Below are 20,796 nucleotides of genomic sequence, written 5' to 3'. Positions count from 1 at the left end.
CAACCTATATGAGGGTATAAGCCCCATATAAGCCCCCTACAAGTCCTCTGTGAGCTGTATACAAGACCACCTTATTTAGAGGGCGCTTATATAGGGGTTATATAGAAATGAAATACTAGTTATGGAGAGTTTACAGGAGAGTTTAGGCTCTTTCTGAGACGTTACTACAAACACGGAACTTATTTCACTGGACTTTGGAATCAGGCCCCTTATTAAAGAGTATATTAACACGTCGCCCGGAGCTTTGAATTTGCTACAAACAGGGAGTATGGATCATTGTTAAACCTCATATAATAAATCTAAAAATATTTATATTTTGTATGTGCTAAAATACATTCTATGCTTACTTACGAGGAACATTTTGACAAATCATGTGAATTACGTAGCGAATTCTGGCAGTCTGTAGGTGAATTAGACCCCGATGTCATTGCCCATCTTATCAATCCTTCTTTTATGGGTGGCCCTGTCTGGCCTTCCCTCCGTCAGGCATTTGCGACTATCCGCAGACCGGATGTGACCATCATCGCCAGTGACGGCTTAAGCGACCCTTACGAAGAGGGTGACAATGACTATAATGGCCTCGGTATGGAAGTATATGTGGAAACGACGCCTATTGAAGGCTCTGTGCAGAACACCTGGCAGTTCCAGCTGGCATACCAGGCGGCTCAGTTAATGGCTGAACAGGGGAATGTGATTAGCCTGCTGGAAGAACTGACCTACATCACCACAGAGTTTTATGATGTAGATGTCCCTTTTAAGACCGAAAGAGGCACGGTAGGTGCTATCCTTGGGCTCCCCAGCACCAGGTTCAACAATGAAGTCACCTTAAGCCTGGAAGCGGTAAAAATGGTGAATATTAAACTGCTTACCCTGGCAGAACTGGATTATATCCTGCAGCATGGGGATGAAGGTCGGGTTAAGGTGGCTGAACTACTGATTAAACAGGGCGATGCAACTCTTTCTACACTGGAACGCCCATCAGTAATATAAATTTCCTATTTTACAACGATGAAAGGGTTGAATATAGATACCGGCAGCAAAGTTCCCGTTTACCTGCAGATAGTGGATTCCATCATGGCCGCAGTGCGTGACGGCGGACTTAAACGCGATCAGCAGATACCTTCCATCAATGAACTGAGTGAACATTACCTGCTTTCCCGCGGTACCGTGGAGAAAGCTTATAAAGAACTCCGGGATAAAAAAGTAATCATTTCTGTTAAAGGAAAGGGTTACTTTATTAACCGGACGGACGTTGTTATCCCTTTACGGATACTCCTTCTCTTTAACAAGATCAGCAATTATAAAAAGCAGGTCTATAATGCTTTTGTGAAAAGCCTGGGGGACAGTGTTTTTGTGGATCTCCATATGCATCATCACAGTGTTGCTCTCTTCGAAAACCTGATCAATAATCATTTAGGCGATTATGATTATTACGTGATCATGCCTCATTTTTACGATCATCCTGAAGAAGTCTTACGTATTATCAAACAAATCCCCGCTGATCAGCTTATCTTATTAGATAAAGATCTGCCTTCTCTTACCGGCGATTATTCCTCTGTATATCAGAACTTTGAGAAAGATATTAATGAGGCTTTGTTTGAAGCTTTGCCATCTCTGAAGAAATATGAAAAAATGATCTTCGTGAATCCTGGTATAGATCCTTATCCTGAGGAGATCAAGAAAGGGTTTCAGTATTTCTGCCGGATGCATGATTTTAATTTTTCCGTGATTGAAGGGGTGGAAATGTATACACCGGTGAAAAAAGGACAGGCATATGTGGTGATTGAAGAAACCGATCTTGTTAACCTGGTGAAGATCTGTCGTAATAATAAGTTGCGGATTGGGAAAGATGTGGGCATTGTTTCTTATAATGAAACTTTGTTGAAAGAGATTCTGCTGGACGGGATTACGGTGATCTCTACAGACCATGAGCAGATGGGGATTACAGCGGCTCAGATTATTATGGATAAGACGCAGCAGAAGGTGAAGAATCCTTTTAAATTGATATTGAGGAATTCTCTCTAGATCTATTTCAGATGTATCGCTTCATTAGCCAGTTCTATAATTTCTATGATTTTCTGGTCTAGTTTGGCCAATGCATCTTCCATCATATTCATCTGTATAGGATCTACTTCTGAATATTCTTCTTTTATGAGTGGTAATAAGGATTGCACAGATGTTAAGGGTCCTCTGAATTCATGTGCCTGGATAAAGGCGATCTTCTCCAGTAATGCGTTTTTGTTTTCCAGTCGTTGTTGATTGAGTTTTTGCTCTGTGATATCTTTTAGGATCAATGTCACTCCTACTATCGTTCCGTTCTTATCCCTGGCGGGTTCCAGTGTTAATTGCTGCCAATCTCCGAAATTAAACTTCTGCTCATGGCTGATTTTCACTCCTGACATCGATTGCTTAAAATCTTCCAAAAAATTGGGTTTGTAGGAAGGTAACAGGATCGGGGTGATAGCCTGCCCTTCTTTAGGTTCTATTCCATATTGTTTCTGGTACTGTTCAGCAGCTTTGCTGTTAAAGTGAACGATATTCATCTTATCATCTAACAGGAAGAACTGGTCGCTGAGCCCTTCGAAAAATGCCTGTAATTTAAGTTCGGACGCTGCCAGCTGCACTGATTTATTCGCTGATATCGCCTGCTGTTGGGCCATGTATACTCTGATCCTTGTTGTAACGAAGTATACGTACAACGTAGCGACGATGATTGTGGAACCGAAATCTATATTCTGTTCACGCGGACCGGGGTACTTTCCCCGGATCATTTCCGGGTACATACTTTCGAATACCAGGCAGCAGATGGGCATGATAAGATGTATAATCAGCCAAACCGGATACCATTTACGCTCTGATATGCTTAATGCCAGTGTTAAAGGCATGAAAAACAGGACGAATGAGGGGCCATTTACGCCAGCATTGAATACGAAGTTGACCATGATGGCGATAAGGCCGAGGAATATGTAGAGATTGATGATATAAGAATGAATGCGACGCACCAGGGAAAGAAAAAGGAAGACAAATTGCATTATCAGCACTACTTCCAGCAGATATGGGGGGATGGGGATGTTAGCGAGCGTATCTACGAGCATAAAAACACAGAGCATAACGATGGTCGCGATCGATATAATCTGGAAGATGTGTTTTTCTATAGAATAGTCGCCCCGGGGATTTAATAAGTGTTTAAGATAAGAAATTACCCTAGTCTTTTGCGCCTGAATCTGCCCCATAATATTATCAAATGATTAACAATATACAGAAACGATTCAATTTTTCAAGGGGTATTGTGATAAATTCTTTTTTAATATGTTTTTATTGGGGATATGCGATTGTGAGTGGTTTGTTGAATTCCCTTATTGTATGCTTGAGCCTTGTAAAACCGCCCTTGTGTGCGCTATTTTTGAGGTTATTTCCCCAAGTTATCAGGTGGGTGGGTTAAATTTATTCCCCTGGTGAGTTGTTCTCTCACCAGGGGATGTTTTTACTTAAATATCTCTGAGAATATTTTATAAGAGTGTACTCTTGCCTGATGATCATAGATGTGAGATGTTGCCATCACTTCATCTACTCCTGTTTTCTCCAGGAAGACTTCCATTTGCTTTTTGATCTTTGCTGGTCCTCCTATGAACGAATATGCCAACATCTGGTTCACCGCTGCTTCTTCATGCATATTCCAGATGTCTTCCATATTGTCTACCGGTGGCTGCAATAACTGCCTTCTTCCGGTAACTATTCCCATGAAGAGTTGTTTCACTGATGTTGCGAGCCTTTCTGCTTCTTCATCTGCATCTGCGGCTACTACGTTCACACATGATATCACATAAGGCTTCTCTAAACTGGCTGAAGGCTTGAAATTCTCTCTGTACAGTCTTATTGCGTCCATAAAGTAGGTTGGTGCGAAATGGCTGGCAAAAGCATACGGTAATCCCAATCCTGCTGCGACCATGGCACTATCCGTGCTGGACCCTAATACCCATATCGGTATTTCCAATCCTTCTCCTGGTATCGCCCTCACATTACTATGACTGTTCTCTGCTGAGAAGAATTGCTGTAATCTTTCGATATCCCTGGGAAAGTTGTGCATTGCCTTAAAATTCTCGCCTCTGATTGCATGGGCCGTTGTCTGATCCGTCCCTGGCGCTCTCCCTAATCCTAAATCTATCCTTCCAGGGTAAATCGACGCTAATGTCCCAAACTGTTCTGCTACTATCAGTGGCGCATGATTCGGTAGCATTATCCCCCCTGATCCCACTCTCATCGTCTTCGTCCCTCCTGCTATATGTCCTATTAATATGGCGGTTGCTGAACTTGCTACGTTGGCCATGTTGTGGTGTTCGGCAAACCAGTATCTTGTATAACCGAACTCTTCTACCTTCTTCGCTAAATCCAGGCTGTTCTTGAAACTATCCGCAGGTGTGTGTCCCTGTGTTACGCTGGCCAGGTCTAATACTGAGTACTTCGTTGATTCTAATTTCGTCATTGTGATTCTTTTAGTCTGTTAGTCTTTTCCAATACAAAATTAAAGTTTGGAGTCAATGATTCCTAACATAGAAAACACCATTAAAGCCTTTGAAAATAAATATTCTAAATCATTTTCAATGGTTTAGAATATTACTTCTCCTTTAGAAACCCCACAACAACCCAAAACGTCTCCTCCGCATTCAATTTATCAGTATCCACAATCAAATCAGCAATTAAAGATTCTTCAAAAGTATCATTGAGCCCGGTAAGGTTATGGATCTTATCAGGATGGGTATCGGGTAAGAGCGCTTTCCGGTACAAACCTTTAGGGTCCCGGGCAATTAGGGTCTGCAAGTCGCATCGCAGCCATATCAGGGAAGCACCGTATTGGCGTTTGATGTTGATACGGGCTTCTTCATAGGGGTTTATAGCGGCAATGATAATGAAGTCATAGGAATTGATAATAGACCAGGCATATGCCCCTAAACGGGCGATATTCTCCAGACGGTCAGCTTTGCTGAAGCCGAGGTCTTTGCAAAGGGTTTGACGATAGACATCCCCGTCTATGAGTTTAATACGCAGACCAAGGGAATCTCCCCAGGCAAGCAGGGAGTTGGATAAAGTGGTTTTACCCGTTCCGGATAAACCGGTGAACTGTATAATATGCCCCATTATAGTTTAGAGAAATTAAGGTACTGGACAAATCTCGGCAGGGAAGAGTGGTTGGCACTCGCCGCATGAGGCAAGGTACTCAGCCAGACAACCACATCCCCTTTAACACCTGGTACAGGTATAGGAGAAGTCGCAGCACGAACAGCTACCATAGCATCATCCAGGGAAGAAAATGACTGTATGAAATCAGCAAACTGATGATGAAAACCGGGAACGAGAATTAATGGTCCTCGATCTGCAGGAACATCATCCAGGTAAATAAGCCCCTGAATGTAATATTCGATAGGTTTGGAAAGATCGAGATCCCAGTGAAGATCACTGCCCTTGAATTTCCAGGAACCCGTCTCAGGAGGATTAAAACTCAGTTTATCTGTATTGGAAATGATGTTATGCGTATTATAGAGCTCAGCGAATAACTGATGAATCTGGGGATGTTTCCGGATAGCTTCTAGACGGACATCCTGAAACACCTGTAACATCAGGCCCTGCCAGTCGGGATGAGCAGGATACCAGGTAGAGGAGAGATTTAAATGAGAGCAGATCAGGTCTTTTACATCATCACATAAAACAGATTCCACTAAACCACTTATTTTAAGATAACCTTGTTCTTGCCAGAATGATAGTTGAGATGGATTTAGTAAAGTATGAGAAATGTTATCTGAAACAGAAGAAGAAGTCAACCAGTTATCGAACTGCAAAGTAGCATGATGGACAAACTCAGCCCCCTTTAAATTAATAATCCAGGATTTGAAATCATCAATATCCCTGCATTCCCCATACAAAAACTGATAAGTCTCGAATTTACCTAAACCAAAAATATTCAACCAGATATCTTCCACACGCGAGAAATTCTCATATGCAGGTATCGCAGTGCTCTGTTTTTTGCCCATATGAGTAGCATAAAACACAAACAGGAAATCCGTCATAAATGTAAAGTTCTTAGCTGCTCATAAGCGGCATGACAATCTTCAAAAAAGAATTTCCTATCAACTGGTTCCTCAGGCTTGAACACCTCCTGCGTGGATTTACTATGATAACCTAAGCGGGTATTCGCCTGATCCTTATCGCGTACCGGCACACCTGTAAACTCGCTAAAAGCGGCCACCATCGCCTTCCCACCGGAAGCATAATCAAAAAACAAATTATTAGGATGATGTAAAGCCCAAATGCCTTGTAACTGCAAAAAATACTGGGTCAGTACCTGCGCGGTATACCGGTTAAAATCCCCGCCAAACGTTTCCGGCGCATCCGTTTTAAGCAATGAATGACTCACCATCCCCGGAACAGCATGAATCCCCCGGCGTTTAGCATGAGAAGCAATCACCTCATCCGGCCTGCGATACAAAAAGAAAAATGGCGTTGAAGGATACCATTCCCGTAAAGTAGCATAATACTGAATATGCCAGCTATCTAATTTGATAATATAATCCGTCTCTTTGAAATTCCGCCTCTGCCCCATCAGCGCAACTGCCGATTTAAACAAAGAGGCATCCCCCACCTGTAAGATCTCATCCAGCAAAGGCGCTTCAGCAATCGCTATATTCTCCTCCGGCTGTGAAAACACCTGAGATAACAACGTGGACCCACAACGGGAAACATGAAAAATAAACGCTCCGGGAGATAAAGCATCCAATCCCTTACCCGCTTCCAGGAGAAACTCCGCACTGGAAACACTCTGTAAAGAAGACCGCTCCTTTTGTCTACACCTGCAAATCTGTATCGTCTCATCAAAAAACGGATCAGTCATCCGCCTGTCCCCAAGATCCAGCCATTTCACCATCCCATCCGTCAGCTTATAAGGTATCCACATTATTTCTCCGCTTTTAAACTGGCAATTAAATTCCGGGCAGTATCCGTATCCATCCGCTCAAGTTCAGCTATCATCCGGGCTTTTACAGCCGCATCCATCTTTTTAGCCCCTAAATTATACCCATGTGCATCAAACAGCTGATCCGTCCAGCTATTCCGGATACCATCAATGATAATATGCACGCGTGCAGTATCCCCATTGTTCACAATACTATGCGTAGTGCTGAAATCCATATACCAGCACTCCCCCGCTTTCAAATGTAATTGCATACCATTAATAGTAAAATATACAGAAGGATTGGTCACAATCGGGATATGTAGCCTGAATATCCCATCCGCATACCCACATCCCGGATCTTTATGCGGTTTAATAACGCTCCCGGGAGCCAGAGATAGCAGTCGCACCGACTCCTTCTCACATTCCCAGCTATCCAGGATCTCCTTTACATAAGGCATCAATTTAAGCACCGGCGTATCTTTATACTCCCCGTCGGGATGCGCGTAAATATCATTACTCTCTCCACTCGCAGAGCGCAAAGAAATACTCCGCCAATCGCCATTAAAATCCCGTGTATTAAAATGCAAAGGCCATTCTTCCTTTAAGACGCCGGCTAATTCAGCCTGGAGCCGATCTGTATCATAAAATTGGGAAAATTGTATATAATTCATCTGTAGCCCTAAGATATATTATTAATATCTAATACTCAAGCATTTACTTATAATTCGTAAATTGATTTACAATATTTTATCAGCAGCCTCGAGAAGACACATCCCTTTTAAGAACCATAGTAACAATTATGAATCTTTCATTAGAATTCAAGGTCATTGACGTACCCTCACAATTAATCAAATTAACGTATGACATTCCCACTTACTACTCCAAACATATCTGCCCTTTCGCAAGGCCCTTTCTCATGACTTCTCCCCCCGCAGACATCCTATACCAGCAAAAGGCTGTCAACGGTTATATGATCAATAATACTACCTTTTTTGTCAGACAACCTGCTTCTTTCTGCACCGCCAAAGCAGAAGCAGAAATGGCCTTCTATTGTATGCTCACAGGCAACGCCTGCATGAATATCAATAAACGCTTACACCAGGGACAATACATCCTCATAAACGATAACAGCATTCCCCTGCTGCTAAACCTGGAGCCGGGAATTTATGAACTCCACCAGTACGGATATACAAAAACACACTTAATCAACCTCACAAAAGCTACCTATCCGAGAACGATCTTCATCCAGCTATTACAGGCGATCAATGAAGTGAAATTCACCCGCATAGATTCCTCTTTAACCGAAATATGGCTGGAAACTAAACTGAGAGAAATACTGATCTTATTCCTCGATGATCATCTCTCTCCCCAAAAAGAAGAATACCTCGACTTCATCAGCAATAACCTCGATAAAGAGATCTCCATCAGCAAACTGGCAAAGATGTATTACATCAGCGAATCCACCCTCAGAAGAAGTTTTATTAAGAAATTTGGCATCCCCTTCTCCCTGTATCTTCAAAAAGTAAGACTGGAAAAAGGAGAAGAACTTCTGGCCCATACAAACAAACATATACATGAAATCGCTCTACAGGTAGGATACAGGTCTGCCGCCGCCTTCACACACGCTTTTAAACAACATTTCGGTTATACACCCAGCATTATCAGAGAACGCAACGCGATAGTAAATTGAACGGAACGCGATACCGTAATATGCCTTTTGAATCGACCTTCACACTCACAAGCAAAGGGGACCTCAAAATACGGGACAATCTAAAAAACAGCATTATGGTCAAAAAATGGCTGGTAGAAATCATATCCCTACTGTTCGTTTTACTGTTTATATATACCGCCGTATATAAAATTCTTGATTTCAGAAACTTTCAGGCTGTTATTGGTCAGTCGCCAATGATTACCAGGTTTGCACCCTCAGTAGCCGTAGGTGTGCCCATAGCAGAAATAACTATTTCCGGATTACTGGTACTACCCCGCTATCGCATAATAGGCTTATGCGCCAGCTTCGCTCTCATGTTGTTATTTACATTTTATATCGCCATACTATTAAACTTAAACATACATCTCCCCTGCTCCTGCGGCGGGATCATAGCAGAAATGAACTGGAGTCAGCATCTCATATTTAACATTGTTTTTGTCATACTCGCATTAGTTGGAATCAGCATATACAAGCAATAAACATTCGTCATGTCGAATAAAAATATCATCCGGTTTGTAAGCATCTGTACGGTATGCTGCGGATTGTTAATGTTCATATTGTTCATCACAATGGGACGGTCCAATGCAACTAAAAACGGGTTTTCCCGGCGTATCCCGATAACGAAACTAACTGTAGCTGAAGAAGTAGCGCTAGAAGGCAGCAATTTTTACATCGCAGGACATACATCTGCCAATATCTATCTGGGGAATAGAAAAAAACCATTGGATCTGTGGGTGGGCAATAAAAATTTAAAATTACAGTTTCCTGAAAAGATCAAAGCAGTGTGGCAATCATCCTGTTTATCCGTTGATTCACCTTATGTTTATCTATCTGATGGCCTCTCTCCGAAATTTTTCAGAGGAGATCTGCAAAGCCTCAAAATGGATACATTCCTGCATAAAAGCAGCTATTTCACTACTGCCGTAAATATCTCTCCTGCCTCTTTTGCAGTGCGTGCAGTGAATACTGTTGCTAAAGAAAATATGTTATTGAAAGTACAATCAGATTCCCCTTATGTTATCACACCGGTAAATACTTTAAAGAAACAGATAGATGGGGTATTTTGTACAGATGGTCAGCTTAAATATGATAAGGCTTCCAATAAACTGGTATATATGTACTATTACCGGAACCAGTGCCTGGTATTAGATACTAACCTGAACCTGATACAAACGATTCATACTATTGATACAACAACTGTTGCTAAGATTTCAATTGCTCAAATTTCTGATCAGGGTACTACATTCTCCGCCCCTCCTTCTTTTGTGAATGCTACAGTATGTCTGCACGCAGATAATATATATATCAGGTCTGCTTTATTGGGGGATAATGAAAGCCTTGCTGCGCTCAGAGAATATGACCTGGTGGATGTATATTCAATGACAGATGGCCATTATATCCAGACCTACTACATCCCCATGCAGCATAAAGAAAGTTTTACTGAAATGTGTATTATAAAAGATAAACTGATTGCCTTGTACTCCCATTTTTATGTGGCATATAACTTAAAACTGAATAAGTAGGTATCCAATTTTCGTAACTGTAAAATCAAAATGTATGAAACGAGTAAAAGTACTGTTAACCAGCGCCGTCATTTTATTGGCCGTTGGAGGCGCCTTTGCGTCTAAATCCAGGTCATACGCAGTTTATACCAGACTGGTAGATTTTTACCCCGGCCAGTATGTGGATTGCCAGATCAGGGCCTTCTGCGAAGGGAATGGCGCTTTTTGCACAACCATCGCATACGGCATTACCTATCAGTTGTATACTTCGGGTTGCGTATGGTCAGCAATCGGAGAAAAGGTACAATAACAGATAAAGGCTAATTGGCAGTTTTGCCAATTAGCTTATTCAATAACCCGGGTTCTGCGCATTCGCCATAGCCGGATCTTTTAATAGCTGATCCAGTGGTATTGGATATAAAGTATCAGTGGATTGCCAGCTTTTCTCCAATGGCTGTAACAGGTCATCCGCTCTTGTATTCCCTGCGATTGTCAGACTGGGTGATCGTTTCAGGTCAAACCACCGGTGTCCCCATTCAGTGAAAAGTTCAAAGACCCTCTCCTTTTCAAGGATCGCCAGCATAGCTTCTTTTGTGCCGGCTTTGATATCTTTTAACCCTGCCCTGCGGTGTATGATGCTGATATCTGATGCAGCCTCTGTAAATTTCCCCTGCCAGACTCTCGCTTCCGCCCGGATCAGGTATTGTTCAGCCAATCTTAATATGGTGGAATACTCAGTAACAGGTGTAGCTTCCGTTGCCTTGTATTTAGTGGGATAATAATATGTATTGCCATTATATTTCCGGCTGGTAATCCAGCTCTTTTTACGCTTATCTGCACTGCTAAATGATGCAACAAGAGAAGCTCTTATTGTTGCATTCACCGGATTCGTCGAAGAAATAACGAAAGTAGCAGCATCAGGACTATTTGAATCCACCCTGCTCAATTGCCAGATAGCCTCATTACTGTTCATTAAAAATACATTGTCCAATGGACAGAGATTAAATGTAGCATTATTATCAATAACTGCACTGGCCTGTGTTTCAGCATCACTCCATTGTCCCCGGTATAAGTATACTCTTGCCAGTAAAGCTGTGGCCACCCATTTGTTGGCCCGTACCCGTTCATTTTTAATATAGTCTCCCGACAATAAAATCTGCGCATTTTTCAAATCAGTAATAATCTGATCATACACCATTTCCTTTGGAGAACGTGCTATGTTTGCATTAATATTATAGTCTGTTGTTAATGTCAGTGGTACATCTCCAAATAAATTGATCAGGCAGAAGTAAGAAAAAGCCCTCATGAAACGGGCCTCTCCGGAGAGTTGTTGCCTTAATGTCTGGGAGATATTAGCCGTTGGTAAATCCAGTCCTTTTAATATTGAGTTGGCAATGTAAATTTCCTTGTACGGATCACTCCAGAGTTTCAATATCACTGCATTATTGGGGAGTATCGCATTTTTATAGAAATCTATTCCTCCATCTGAACCAGTAATTAATTCATCCGACGATAATCCGGCCAGGTAGGTAATACTGGTAAGATCTCCTGAAGCATACCCGGTTAATAATGACGCATATAAACCGGCTATGGCCTGTTCAGCGATAGCATCACTGGAAAATACAGTATTGATGACCAGCTCCGATTTTGGAGGATCGATTTCAACTATATCTTTACAACTGACCGTTGCAATGATCAGCAAGGTAAATAACAGCATTTTTGGTTGCATAGCTTTACTTATAAAGTGATTTTAATACCAGCAGTAAATGTTCTTAAAGGAGGCAGGCCAAGCTGTTGGGTCTCCGGATCAAGTCCTTCATATCCGGTGATAGTCAGTAAATTCTGCCCCTGAAAGAATATACTCATGGCGTTGATCTTTTTAGGTTTCCAGTTTTCCGGGAACTGAAAAGAGATATTCACGTTTTTTAATCTTACAAAAGATGCATCTGAAATTAAAATATCGCTGTTCTTATATCTGTCATAACTCTGTACTGCGGCAGCATTATCGGCACTGCTGAATTGCTGGACAGGCGCATTATCTCCTGCTGCTTTCCAGCGATCTAATATACTGACAGGCTGATTTTGGTTAAATTGGCCCGGAAGGCCCATATAATATCTATAATTATAACCCTGCTGTTTTACAAAATAGATGAAGAAATCAAGGTGAAATAATTTGTAATCAAACCCGTTCTGCAATCCTCCATAGAATACAGGTTTAAGGCTTTTGACAGATTGCTGGTCTTTTACATCAAACACCCCATTCAGATCTTTATCTTCTACCTTGTAGAGCCCTGTCAGAGGATCTACCTCCAGATAGTGGTATAATTTCAAAATAGATGCCGGCTGCCCTATTACATACTGGTTTGCATAAGGTGAATTAGCAAGCCCCGGGAAGGAAACGAGTTTATTCTTGGGAATAGTGAGGTTGAAGGTGCTTGTCCAGTTAAAGAATTTTGACTTTATATTAACACTTGCCAGCTCTATTTCCAGTCCTTTATTCTCTATAACAGCTTTCAGATTATACTGAACCGATGTAAATCCGGCAGTGGGTGGTAATGGATAACCCACCAACAGATTAGACGATCTATTCCTGTAAAAATCCACTGTACCTGAGATACGCTTTTTGAATAACTCAAATTCAAGTGCGGCTTCCAGTTTTTTGGTCACTTCCCATCTGAAATCAGGGTTTGCCGGACGGGAAGGAACGATCGCAGGCACTCCCTGATATTGTGTACCATCCAATGTAGTGTAGCCATCCAGGTATTCATAGTTAGGTATCTGATCGCAGCCTGTAGAACCATAACTAAGCCTCAGTTTACCAAAGTTTAAAAAGAGAAGGTCATTCTTGATAAAGTCTGCTTCTGAAAAGATCCAGGCTGCCCCTACTGCCATAAATCTGGCAACCTGGTTACGGCTCCCGAACCGGCTACTGGCATCGATCCTGCCAGATACATTCATCAGGTATTTATGGTCCCATTCATATTTAACACGTCCGAACAGGGCAGCATATTTATACTCTGAATATTGGCGTACCGGAAGAATGGTCAGTTGATTGGCAAAGCGGATATCATCCATTTGTTTCTCTGTCAGGAAACCACTGGCAGTTTGTTTCAGATGATCGGTGACTTCATCCTGAAAGGTACCACCCAGTAAACCGGTTAATGTTCCTTTTCCGATGGCGCTTTTATAATTTAATTGTGGTTCTGCAATCCAGGAATGTACTTTGCTATTCCCGAATATTGTAGATAAAAGCACGAGAGGTGCTATTTCGGGATTGAAAGATGTCCTGAACCGCTTACTCTTTTCCCTCACTGAACTCAGTACAAATCCCAGGTTGGATGTTAATGAGATCCATTTGTTGATCTGATAGCTGAATTGTCCGGCGGTGATTAAATTAGAGGTATTACCCGAGTAAGGACGTTTGGTAAATAAAGCAGGATTAAAAAAGGTGTTATGCTGCCAGTTTATATTATGCAATGAGTCATACAGACTGGGGGCATCAGGAGCGAGATTGAGCGCAAATTGAGTAAGGTCCTGCCCTATACTTTTTGTTTCTCCACTGGAATAGTTAAGAGAAATATTGACTTTAAAACGTTTATCGAAGGAAATAATATTTAAGTTACCATGAATAGAAAACCGGTCAAATAAATTCTCTCCCGGGAAAGGCATGGTTTGTCTGTAATGTCCAAAAGTTATCAACCCTTGTGTATATTGATTACCTGCGGAAGCTGTGACGAATTCATTATTAATATGGACTGTCCTGCCAATTAATTCTTTTTGCCAGTCGGTATAGCGGGTTGTATCCCATTCACCATTTATGTCATAATCAGAAACCTTCATCGTTGTCTGATCGTTTTTGATCCCCTCAAAGCGCATGGCCAGGTATTGCGGCGTATTGATCATTTTCATGGGATGGGCCACCTTACCTCCCCCTCCATAAATACTGGCAGTTATCCGGAGGGAATTCTTCCATGATGTGATGGGATTTCCTTTCCTTGCCATGGAAGAATCAGCCTTTTTTGTTGTAATCAATATCACTCCGTTTGCGCTCCTGGAACCATAAATAGCTGTAGCATCACCGTCTTTCAATATTTCTATGGAGGCAATATCTTCCGGATTGATATAATTCAGTGGGTTCATACCACTGTATGGGTTATTGGTAATTGTTGGATATGGGGAAACACCTGGAATATTCAGGGGTTCTGCCATATAGGGTATACCATCAACAATATAAAATGGATTGTTAATCAGTCTCAAACTATTCTGTCCCCGTATCTGAATATCAAAGCCACCTCCCGCAATACCGGTTTTCTGGGTGATTTGTACACCGGCGACTCTTCCCTGTATCGCCTGTAAGGGGTTCAGTACCGGTTGAGATCCTATAATTTCTCCCTTTACACGGCTGATACTTCCGGTCAGAAATCGTTTGTCATCCGTCCCATAACCTGTTACAACCGTTTCATTGAGGGAACTTTCCAAAGGAGAGAGTGTAATAAGAAAGTTGTTTTTCCCTGCTACCTTTTCTTTGTACTCTTTATAACCCAAATAAGTGACTTTCAGTGTGGCGGTTTTACTAACACGGAAAGAAAACTGTCCATACTGATTTGTAGGGATGCCATGAACCGTACCGTCCTCCATAACAGTAGCGCCGGGCAATCCAATATTTCTGTCACTGAATATTCTGCCGGTAACTGTTATGGAATCGCTCTTATTTATAACAGGTATTATTTCAGCATTTTTCCTGAGAACAATGGATTTACTATTGATACTCCATGTAACACCCATGCCTTTCAGCAACGTATCCAGTGCTGTATGCAAAGGGGTATTGACGAAATTAACAGAAACCTTCTGATTACGATTTAATTGTATCCCATCTAAGGAAAAGTAGAGTTTAACCTGGTCTTCGATGGCATTACAAACCTTTTTAAAAGATTTATTCTCCATTTTAAGCGTTACCTGTTTATTTTCCGGCTGCTCTTGCCGGGCGAATAATGGGATCAGCTGCAGGTAAAGAAATAATAATGTCAGTAAACCGCCTCTATATAAGAAATGATAAGATTTCATATCATTTGACATAAGTTCTACAGATTGGTAAGGTGTATGTATGTAGTCGGTAAATAATAGATTTCATAACAGGAATGGGTAAGTTTTTCTTTAGTTTTTCAATTTACGGAGGGCGGTAAATTACTTATAAAAAGAGGTTGCTGAAAATTTATTTCATTCACAACGTATTAACTAAAACATAGAAATCTATCAGCTACATTTGCCGTCTTAAGTGATTCCACTATTATTAATTTGATATTATATTAAAGAAAATGAATCTACTCTTGATTATAATGTCCACGTTAGAGTCATATTCTTTATGCCAGTCAACCAATCATAATAATAACTTTTAACATATGGATAAACATTTTCTGGCCGCGTTAAAAAGAGGAGATGAAGATGCACATACCAAAGCATTCAACTTACACAGTATTAATGTATACAACTGGGCTTTTAATATATTAAAGGATAACGACGAAGCCAATGATATTGTTCAGGAAGTATTTGCAGCTTTCTGGAGAGACAGGGAAAGTATTAATATTACAACTACTGTGAAAGGTTATCTTACAGGAATGGCAAAGTTTAAAGCGTTGGATGTACTCAGGGCGAAAAAGAAACAGGGCAACCAACCGCTGGAGTCCGGAGAAACACTACCCGCTGAGCAGTCGCCCAATAATGACATGGAGAGTAAGGACTCTCTCGAATTTGTACGTGCTGCTGTAAATAAAATACCTTCCGAAAAACATAAAGACGCATTTATACTTGTTCATATAGATGGCCGGAACTACAAAGAAGCTGCCCAAAAAATGGGGATATCGGTACCGGTTATCAGGGTATATGTTAGCAGGGCGATTCAATTCCTAAGACCAATTTTGCAGAATTCTTTATTAATTCTGTTATGGTTTCAATTAAACTAGCGACTTATGTATAGTTCAGATATGGAAGACAAAGATTTTATATTAGCCCTCATTATTTCCGACATTTCCGATGACATTACGGAGGAAGAGCGTGTTTTATTGAAAAAAAAATTAGCAGAAAGTAAAGATGCTCAGAATTTATATAATGAGACATATGATTTACTAATGAGTAAGGAAGCGGAAAAGGGAAGGGCTCAATTATCAAATTATGCTCCTGTATTTATTAAAGCTAAACATCCGGTACGCAGGATCCTGGACCGTTATTATATAGGAGTCAGTGTCGCAGCTTTGTTCATTGTCTTTCTGAGTGTTTTTATTATAAATCGGCATAGGGAAAGTAATCATATAAGTAAAGTGGTGATACCATCCAGGGATAGTATTCAGCTGGCATTAGATAATGGCACGATTCTGAATATGGGCAAATATGATATGACAGTCGTAGGGCCCGTTAATGAAAATTATGGCTCCGCATTTACTTATCATCTGGAACAGAATGCAGGCAAGACCGGTGTTTTATATGTACCGGCAGGCAAGTTTTACCAGCTTATTTTATCAGATGGAACATCCGTTATGATTAATGCGGCTACAAAAGTTACATTTCCTCTTACGTTTGGTGACACTCGTGAAATCAGTTTATCAGGAAACGCAGATATTGAGGTAGCTCAAAATTCCAATAAGCCTTTTTTAGTCCATTTACCCAATAGTGTGATACAGGTACTTGGTACGCGCTTTAGAGCAAGTACTTATGATGGCAAAGAAGGAGTATCACTAATGAGTGGGAAAGTGGAGTATATAAAAGGGAAAGATACGATGATGCTGGATCCGGGTGAAGAAGTATTTACATTACCTGGTCTCAGTATGAAAAAGAACTCCTTCATTATTGATGATATGGAAAATGGTATTTACCGGTGTGAGAATGTGATTTCGATGGAAGAATTGGCTGGGCTTATCCGTAAATATTTCAGGATGGATGTGAAAATAAGTAAGCTGCGTCAAAACATACAATTTCACGGTATAATAGAATATAACAAACCGGTTACAGTTCTTTTAGAAACATTGAAACGTATTTACGGAGTGGAGTATACCACCACCAGCAATACAATTCAGATAAATTGATTATAAGATCTTACTCTCCCTCGGTAAGCACACATCTCACAGTTGTTGTTAATTAACCATGAAAGACACGCCGGTATTTTTCGTTTGAATAAATGGTTGGTACGTTTGTTTGTTAGCTTTTATCTTCTATCCTTAGAAGACCCCATTAGTCTGCCCGTGAACATTCATGTTCCGGGCGGGCTTTTCCCAGTTACAAAAAGAGCCGTCGGAACTTTCCGGCGGCTCCCGGAAATTCATAACATATATTCACTATATTTCCCGTATGGGAAATTTCAAATCTATCAATAAAGGCATTATGTTCTTGCTGGAAATATGCATGCTACTGTCTTTATCCTACTGGGGCTTTCATAATCATGCATCCTATCTGTACGGAATCGGACTACCCCTTTTAGCTGCATTGTTGTGGGGGATCTTTGCTGCTCCAAAATCCAAAAACCGGCTACAGATGCCTTACAGAATGTTTTTCTCGATAGGTTTTTTCTGGATTTCCGGTATTCTTTTATATGAAACGGGGCTTACCCTTTATGCCATTGCTTTTATGATCGTTGCATTTATATCAGGAATATTAGCTTACATCTTCGAGAAATAAACTATCCCTATCTTCCAAATTGTGTCAGATGATGATCGAGGTGTTTATAGAACATGTTGCTCCATTCGGTGACGCTTAAAGGGCCAAAGGAATGAGATTCCTTCCCATCAAAGTCTTTCGCCCCCAGTTGCTGTGTCTTTTTTATAAATCCTATCAGCCTTGTTTTCTCTGTTCCAAAATCCCTGGCACCTTTGATAATAAAAGCCGGCGCCGTAGGACTATTCCTTTTATATGGCTCTTCACTCACTACCTTACCTTTCACAAACAATTTCACTATCAGCTTCATGAGCCCCTTAGGCTTAGGATGTTTGTCTTTCTCATACACCATCTCATAGGATACACAGCAATGAGCCAGCATTTGTGAAACGTTCATTTTGCCCCATTCCGGCTGTGTATCCGGAGTGAGTCCGTTAATTCTTTCAATAACAGCATCCGCAACTTTCTGATCAAAAATGTTTGGTAAGGCCATATATCTGTTTTATCTTTTGAAAGATACTTCACATGATAAAATAAGCTGTCCTCTTTTGCCTTTTGGTTTTGCCCATGTAGTATATTAGCAAGAGAAAGGCTGATAAACAAAAAGAAGAGTGAATATTTCTTCATAATAGTTGTATCCGATACGAACATACTTAAAAAATGTAAGACATATGCCAGATTCCTTATCCTCTTTTGAAATGACATCCAAGCGCATTGCTAGTTTCCTTGGTGGCCTCCTGTGTACCGGTATTATATATGGTGTATTGCTTTATATTGCCGTTATGGGAACATTTTCCCTGTCGGGTGAAAGATTAACAGAAAAAGAGAATAGAGAAGCATTCTTCTTTTATACTACACTTTTGATAACAGTTATAACAATTTGTATCATTTATAGACTATATAGAAAAGGGCGGAAATATTCAGCGGTTGGTATCAGCATCCCCTTGTTATTTGCACTTTGCATTTGTTTACAAACCGGCCTGGTTTATGCAGAAAACCTCCACTACCAGCAGACGTTTCAAAAAGCAATATGGACGCAATCTAAACTTAAGCCATTCAGCATGGCTAAGACGCTGGTAAAAAGCAATATGCTGATTGGAAAATCTATGCAACATATCATTGACCAATTAGGCAAAGGAGAAGAGATAGAAGAAACAGGACAGAATGACAACGGAGTATTCTTTAAATTCCTAACTGATGATGATAGCTGGAATATGTACTTATATTTTAAAAATGATAAAGTAGTGGATACTTATTTGTATCAGGAAGGGTTCTAACTACTATTTGAATTTTGTATACATGGAGTTTCTGGCTAGTTATTCGGTGTTCATTTCTACTAATAACTCATTTACACCATCTGCTATTTGTTGGGCTAAAGGAATATTAGGATATTTTTCAGCAATGTTTCTAGCTATTAAAATCCGATCGTAAGCAAGTTTAATCTGATCATTATTTTTCAATGCTAATCCATGATTATATGACGATCTTGCCAATTCCAATTCAAATGGTTGTGGTCTGCTCTTTGCTAATTTTTCATAAATCTCAATAGCATTCCGATATACTATTTCTGCCTGTTTAAAATCTTTTCTAGCATTGTAGAAGACTCCCAAATTATTCAATGTATTGGCCACATAAGACTCATAGGTCAGTTCATTAGCGCAGGACAATCTTCTATATATTTCTAAGGCCTCATTATAGGCAACTTCCGCATCCTCAAAATTATTTTTATCGGTATATAAATTAGCCCGATTATTCTGCACCATTGCTATATCTTGCTCATAAGTTTGCGGATTGATGCTAACCAGTTTTCTATATATTTTAAGAGCCTCATTATAAGCAACTTCCGCATGCTCAAAATCATTCTTAACCTTGTACAAAATACCTAGGTTATTTTGAGTTAAGGCAACATACGATTCATAAGTTTGTGGGTTAGTCGTTGTTAATCTTCTGTATATTTCCAGTGCCTCATTGACAGCAACTTCTGCATCCTCAAAATTATTTCTAATTTTGTATAGAACACCTAAATTATTTTGAATCATGGCAATATCTGGTTCATAAGGTTGCGGAGTAGTTTCTGCTAATCTTCTGTATATATCCAACGCCCTATTGAAGACAACCTCCGCATCCTCAAAATCATTTTTATTTTTGTATAAAACACCCAGGTTATTCATTGTGCTGGCAACATAAGGCTCATATTTTTTCGGATTGGTTTGAGCCAACCTCATCCTTATTTCCAAAGCTTCCTTATAGACAATCTCGGACCGTTCAAAATCATTCTTTATTCTATACAAAACACCCAGGTTATTCAATGTATTGGCAATGTACTCTTTATAATTTTGTGGATTATTCTGATCCATTTTTTTGTAATAATTAAGCAATTCCTCATAGAGTAATGTAGCTTTGTCAAAAATATTATGACCTTGCAGAAATAAAGCATATTCAAAAACAACTCCATTAAGTCGTGATGATTTCAATGCCAATTCAAAGTATTCGCAAGTCTTTATGATGCGATCATTTGAATCATAATGCAAAGCTCTGAGGCGCGCTTTTACCAGATATTCATTAGCGTTATTATTTAGCTTCTCATCAATATCTTGTAGCTCTTGATGTTTAGATTCCTTTGCGGTTAAAAGTGCTATCTGGTCAATGGCCAACTCTTCCGCTTTTAAAATGGCATCTGCTTCCCGCAATCGACCAGCTTCAAAATGTTCTTTAGCTATTCGTAAGCGTTCTGTATTTATTTCTATTTTGGTAAATATCTCCGCCAATTGGATAACCCCTTCTTTAAACTGTTTTAATTGATCTGTAGCTTCATTTAATAGCTCGGACTTTTTAAGTCTTCTTTCAGGGTTAGTCGTCTCCCCCAAATCTTCCTGCAATTCATCAATGCGACTTTTCAAACTATTATACTCAACAGATTTTCCAAGTATAATAGTGATTTTATCTCTCCCTATATTATCTCCTGTACCACTATGCAGCTGGTTTATTTCCTCCATACA

The 20,796-nt window shown here is 40.3% G+C and carries 20 protein-coding genes; 10 read left to right on the top strand and 10 right to left on the bottom strand.

Features of this window, described 5'->3' with window-relative positions:
* The first annotated feature begins 339 nt into the window (after nucleotides 1–339).
* The gene (locus BMW86_RS28120) at nucleotides 340–990 is read left to right on the top strand and encodes a suppressor of fused domain protein (protein WP_089786507.1); all 651 of its coding nucleotides are present in this window, start codon (nucleotides 340–342) and stop codon (nucleotides 988–990) included.
* Nucleotides 991–1,008: 18 nt separating this feature from the next.
* Nucleotides 1,009–2,025 carry a GntR family transcriptional regulator gene (locus BMW86_RS28115; protein ID WP_089786505.1) on the top strand — a complete coding sequence of 339 codons (1,017 nt, stop codon included), beginning with the start codon at nucleotides 1,009–1,011 and terminating at the stop codon, nucleotides 2,023–2,025.
* A 2-nt stretch (nucleotides 2,026–2,027) separates the two neighbouring features.
* On the opposite strand, the gene BMW86_RS28110 is transcribed toward BMW86_RS28115, so the two are convergent.
* The 6 genes from BMW86_RS28110 to BMW86_RS28085 form a co-directional block, all read right to left on the bottom strand.
* The gene (locus tag BMW86_RS28110) at nucleotides 2,028–3,233 is read right to left on the bottom strand and encodes a PAS domain S-box protein (protein WP_089786503.1); all 1,206 of its coding nucleotides are present in this window, start codon (nucleotides 3,231–3,233) and stop codon (nucleotides 2,028–2,030) included.
* Nucleotides 3,234–3,484: 251 nt separating this feature from the next.
* A complete protein-coding gene (locus tag BMW86_RS28105; protein WP_089786501.1) occupies nucleotides 3,485–4,483 on the bottom strand; it encodes an LLM class flavin-dependent oxidoreductase in 999 nt (332 codons plus the stop codon).
* A 131-nt stretch (nucleotides 4,484–4,614) separates the two neighbouring features.
* A complete protein-coding gene (locus BMW86_RS28100; protein ID WP_089786499.1) occupies nucleotides 4,615–5,136 on the bottom strand; it encodes an adenylyl-sulfate kinase in 522 nt (173 codons plus the stop codon).
* Nucleotides 5,136–6,062: a phytanoyl-CoA dioxygenase family protein gene (locus BMW86_RS28095; RefSeq protein WP_089786497.1), complete on the bottom strand. Its 927-nt coding sequence runs from the start codon at nucleotides 6,060–6,062 to the stop codon at nucleotides 5,136–5,138. Before BMW86_RS28095 ends, BMW86_RS28100 begins: the two co-directional genes overlap by 1 nt.
* Nucleotides 6,059–6,946 carry a hypothetical protein gene (locus tag BMW86_RS28090; RefSeq protein WP_089786494.1) on the bottom strand — a complete coding sequence of 296 codons (888 nt, stop codon included), beginning with the start codon at nucleotides 6,944–6,946 and terminating at the stop codon, nucleotides 6,059–6,061. Before BMW86_RS28090 ends, BMW86_RS28095 begins: the two co-directional genes overlap by 4 nt.
* Nucleotides 6,946–7,614: an aspartyl/asparaginyl beta-hydroxylase domain-containing protein gene (locus BMW86_RS28085; RefSeq protein WP_089786492.1), complete on the bottom strand. Its 669-nt coding sequence runs from the start codon at nucleotides 7,612–7,614 to the stop codon at nucleotides 6,946–6,948. The genes BMW86_RS28090 and BMW86_RS28085 overlap by 1 nt, the downstream gene beginning before the upstream one ends.
* 128 nt (nucleotides 7,615–7,742) lie before the next feature.
* Between BMW86_RS28085 and BMW86_RS28080 the strand changes: the two genes are divergently transcribed.
* The 4 genes from BMW86_RS28080 to BMW86_RS28065 all read left to right on the top strand — a co-directional run bounded on the left by BMW86_RS28080 (nucleotide 7,743) and on the right by BMW86_RS28065 (nucleotide 10,466).
* On the top strand, nucleotides 7,743–8,633 hold the full coding sequence (locus tag BMW86_RS28080) for a helix-turn-helix transcriptional regulator (protein ID WP_089786490.1): 891 nt from the start codon (nucleotides 7,743–7,745) through the stop codon (nucleotides 8,631–8,633).
* A gap of 95 nt (nucleotides 8,634–8,728) precedes the next feature.
* A complete protein-coding gene (locus BMW86_RS28075; RefSeq protein WP_089788205.1) occupies nucleotides 8,729–9,133 on the top strand; it encodes a MauE/DoxX family redox-associated membrane protein in 405 nt (134 codons plus the stop codon).
* A 9-nt stretch (nucleotides 9,134–9,142) separates the two neighbouring features.
* Nucleotides 9,143–10,177 (top strand): hypothetical protein, encoded by a 1,035-nt coding sequence (locus BMW86_RS28070; protein ID WP_089786488.1) that lies wholly within the window; start codon nucleotides 9,143–9,145, stop codon nucleotides 10,175–10,177.
* 34 nt (nucleotides 10,178–10,211) lie between these two features.
* Nucleotides 10,212–10,466, top strand: a complete 255-nt coding sequence (locus BMW86_RS28065; RefSeq protein ID WP_089786485.1) for a DUF6520 family protein — start codon at nucleotides 10,212–10,214, stop codon at nucleotides 10,464–10,466.
* 39 nt (nucleotides 10,467–10,505) lie between these two features.
* On the opposite strand, the gene BMW86_RS28060 is transcribed toward BMW86_RS28065, so the two are convergent.
* Together BMW86_RS28060 and BMW86_RS28055 are read right to left on the bottom strand one after the other, a co-directional pair.
* On the bottom strand, nucleotides 10,506–11,885 hold the full coding sequence (locus tag BMW86_RS28060) for a RagB/SusD family nutrient uptake outer membrane protein (protein WP_089786483.1): 1,380 nt from the start codon (nucleotides 11,883–11,885) through the stop codon (nucleotides 10,506–10,508).
* An 8-nt stretch (nucleotides 11,886–11,893) separates the two neighbouring features.
* Complete coding sequence (locus tag BMW86_RS28055; RefSeq protein WP_089786481.1) at nucleotides 11,894–15,232, bottom strand: SusC/RagA family TonB-linked outer membrane protein; 3,339 nt, start codon at nucleotides 15,230–15,232, stop codon at nucleotides 11,894–11,896.
* Between the two features lie 323 nt (nucleotides 15,233–15,555).
* Here BMW86_RS28055 and BMW86_RS28050 point away from each other — a divergent pair, with 323 nt between their 5' ends.
* The 3 genes from BMW86_RS28050 (at nucleotide 15,556) to BMW86_RS28040 (ending at nucleotide 17,821) form a co-directional block, all read left to right on the top strand.
* The gene (locus tag BMW86_RS28050; protein ID WP_089786479.1) at nucleotides 15,556–16,116 is read left to right on the top strand and encodes an RNA polymerase sigma factor; all 561 of its coding nucleotides are present in this window, start codon (nucleotides 15,556–15,558) and stop codon (nucleotides 16,114–16,116) included.
* 6 nt (nucleotides 16,117–16,122) lie between these two features.
* Nucleotides 16,123–17,232 carry a FecR family protein gene (locus tag BMW86_RS28045; protein ID WP_089786477.1) on the top strand — a complete coding sequence of 370 codons (1,110 nt, stop codon included), beginning with the start codon at nucleotides 16,123–16,125 and terminating at the stop codon, nucleotides 17,230–17,232.
* A 262-nt stretch (nucleotides 17,233–17,494) separates the two neighbouring features.
* Nucleotides 17,495–17,821 (top strand): YrdB family protein, encoded by a 327-nt coding sequence (locus tag BMW86_RS28040; RefSeq protein WP_089788203.1) that lies wholly within the window; start codon nucleotides 17,495–17,497, stop codon nucleotides 17,819–17,821.
* A gap of 7 nt (nucleotides 17,822–17,828) precedes the next feature.
* On the opposite strand, the gene BMW86_RS28035 is transcribed toward BMW86_RS28040, so the two are convergent.
* Complete coding sequence (locus tag BMW86_RS28035; protein ID WP_089786474.1) at nucleotides 17,829–18,290, bottom strand: DUF1569 domain-containing protein; 462 nt, start codon at nucleotides 18,288–18,290, stop codon at nucleotides 17,829–17,831.
* A gap of 178 nt (nucleotides 18,291–18,468) precedes the next feature.
* Between BMW86_RS28035 and BMW86_RS28030 the strand changes: the two genes are divergently transcribed.
* A complete protein-coding gene (locus tag BMW86_RS28030) occupies nucleotides 18,469–19,074 on the top strand; it encodes a hypothetical protein (protein WP_143056718.1) in 606 nt (201 codons plus the stop codon).
* Between the two features lie 39 nt (nucleotides 19,075–19,113).
* Here the strand turns inward: BMW86_RS28030 and BMW86_RS28025 are convergent, their stop codons facing one another.
* Nucleotides 19,114–20,793 (bottom strand): tetratricopeptide repeat protein, encoded by a 1,680-nt coding sequence (locus BMW86_RS28025; protein ID WP_089786470.1) that lies wholly within the window; start codon nucleotides 20,791–20,793, stop codon nucleotides 19,114–19,116.
* Nucleotides 20,794–20,796: the final 3 nt, after the last annotated feature.

This window comes from Chitinophaga sp. YR573 (assembly GCF_900110995.1).
GTDB lineage: Bacteria > Bacteroidota > Bacteroidia > Chitinophagales > Chitinophagaceae > Chitinophaga.
The sequence above is the reverse complement of the archived record's forward strand: the minus strand, read 5'-3'. Positions and strand labels throughout refer to the sequence as shown.

What these genes read in the sequence shown, in the direction of transcription:
- BMW86_RS28090 (WP_089786494.1), bottom strand. Translation starts at nt 6,946, where the DNA reads ATGTGGATACCTTATAAGCTGACGGATGGGATGGTGAAATGGCTGGAT.
- BMW86_RS28065 (WP_089786485.1), top strand. Translation starts at nt 10,212, where the DNA reads ATGAAACGAGTAAAAGTACTGTTAACCAGCGCCGTCATTTTATTGGCC.
- BMW86_RS28080 (WP_089786490.1), top strand. Translation starts at nt 7,743, where the DNA reads ATGAATCTTTCATTAGAATTCAAGGTCATTGACGTACCCTCACAATTA.
- BMW86_RS28095 (WP_089786497.1), bottom strand. Translation starts at nt 6,062, where the DNA reads ATGACGGATTTCCTGTTTGTGTTTTATGCTACTCATATGGGCAAAAAA.
- BMW86_RS28025 (WP_089786470.1), bottom strand. Translation starts at nt 20,793, where the DNA reads ATGGAGGAAATAAACCAGCTGCATAGTGGTACAGGAGATAATATAGGG.
- BMW86_RS28110 (WP_089786503.1), bottom strand. Translation starts at nt 3,233, where the DNA reads ATGGGGCAGATTCAGGCGCAAAAGACTAGGGTAATTTCTTATCTTAAA.
- BMW86_RS28060 (WP_089786483.1), bottom strand. Translation starts at nt 11,885, where the DNA reads ATGCAACCAAAAATGCTGTTATTTACCTTGCTGATCATTGCAACGGTC.
- BMW86_RS28100 (WP_089786499.1), bottom strand. Translation starts at nt 5,136, where the DNA reads ATGGGGCATATTATACAGTTCACCGGTTTATCCGGAACGGGTAAAACC.
- BMW86_RS28045 (WP_089786477.1), top strand. Translation starts at nt 16,123, where the DNA reads ATGTATAGTTCAGATATGGAAGACAAAGATTTTATATTAGCCCTCATT.
- BMW86_RS28030 (WP_143056718.1), top strand. Translation starts at nt 18,469, where the DNA reads ATGCCAGATTCCTTATCCTCTTTTGAAATGACATCCAAGCGCATTGCT.
- BMW86_RS28075 (WP_089788205.1), top strand. Translation starts at nt 8,729, where the DNA reads ATGGTCAAAAAATGGCTGGTAGAAATCATATCCCTACTGTTCGTTTTA.
- BMW86_RS28115 (WP_089786505.1), top strand. Translation starts at nt 1,009, where the DNA reads ATGAAAGGGTTGAATATAGATACCGGCAGCAAAGTTCCCGTTTACCTG.
- BMW86_RS28035 (WP_089786474.1), bottom strand. Translation starts at nt 18,290, where the DNA reads ATGGCCTTACCAAACATTTTTGATCAGAAAGTTGCGGATGCTGTTATT.
- BMW86_RS28105 (WP_089786501.1), bottom strand. Translation starts at nt 4,483, where the DNA reads ATGACGAAATTAGAATCAACGAAGTACTCAGTATTAGACCTGGCCAGC.
- BMW86_RS28070 (WP_089786488.1), top strand. Translation starts at nt 9,143, where the DNA reads ATGTCGAATAAAAATATCATCCGGTTTGTAAGCATCTGTACGGTATGC.
- BMW86_RS28055 (WP_089786481.1), bottom strand. Translation starts at nt 15,232, where the DNA reads ATGTCAAATGATATGAAATCTTATCATTTCTTATATAGAGGCGGTTTA.
- BMW86_RS28040 (WP_089788203.1), top strand. Translation starts at nt 17,495, where the DNA reads ATGGGAAATTTCAAATCTATCAATAAAGGCATTATGTTCTTGCTGGAA.
- BMW86_RS28050 (WP_089786479.1), top strand. Translation starts at nt 15,556, where the DNA reads ATGGATAAACATTTTCTGGCCGCGTTAAAAAGAGGAGATGAAGATGCA.
- BMW86_RS28120 (WP_089786507.1), top strand. Translation starts at nt 340, where the DNA reads ATGCTTACTTACGAGGAACATTTTGACAAATCATGTGAATTACGTAGC.
- BMW86_RS28085 (WP_089786492.1), bottom strand. Translation starts at nt 7,614, where the DNA reads ATGAATTATATACAATTTTCCCAATTTTATGATACAGATCGGCTCCAG.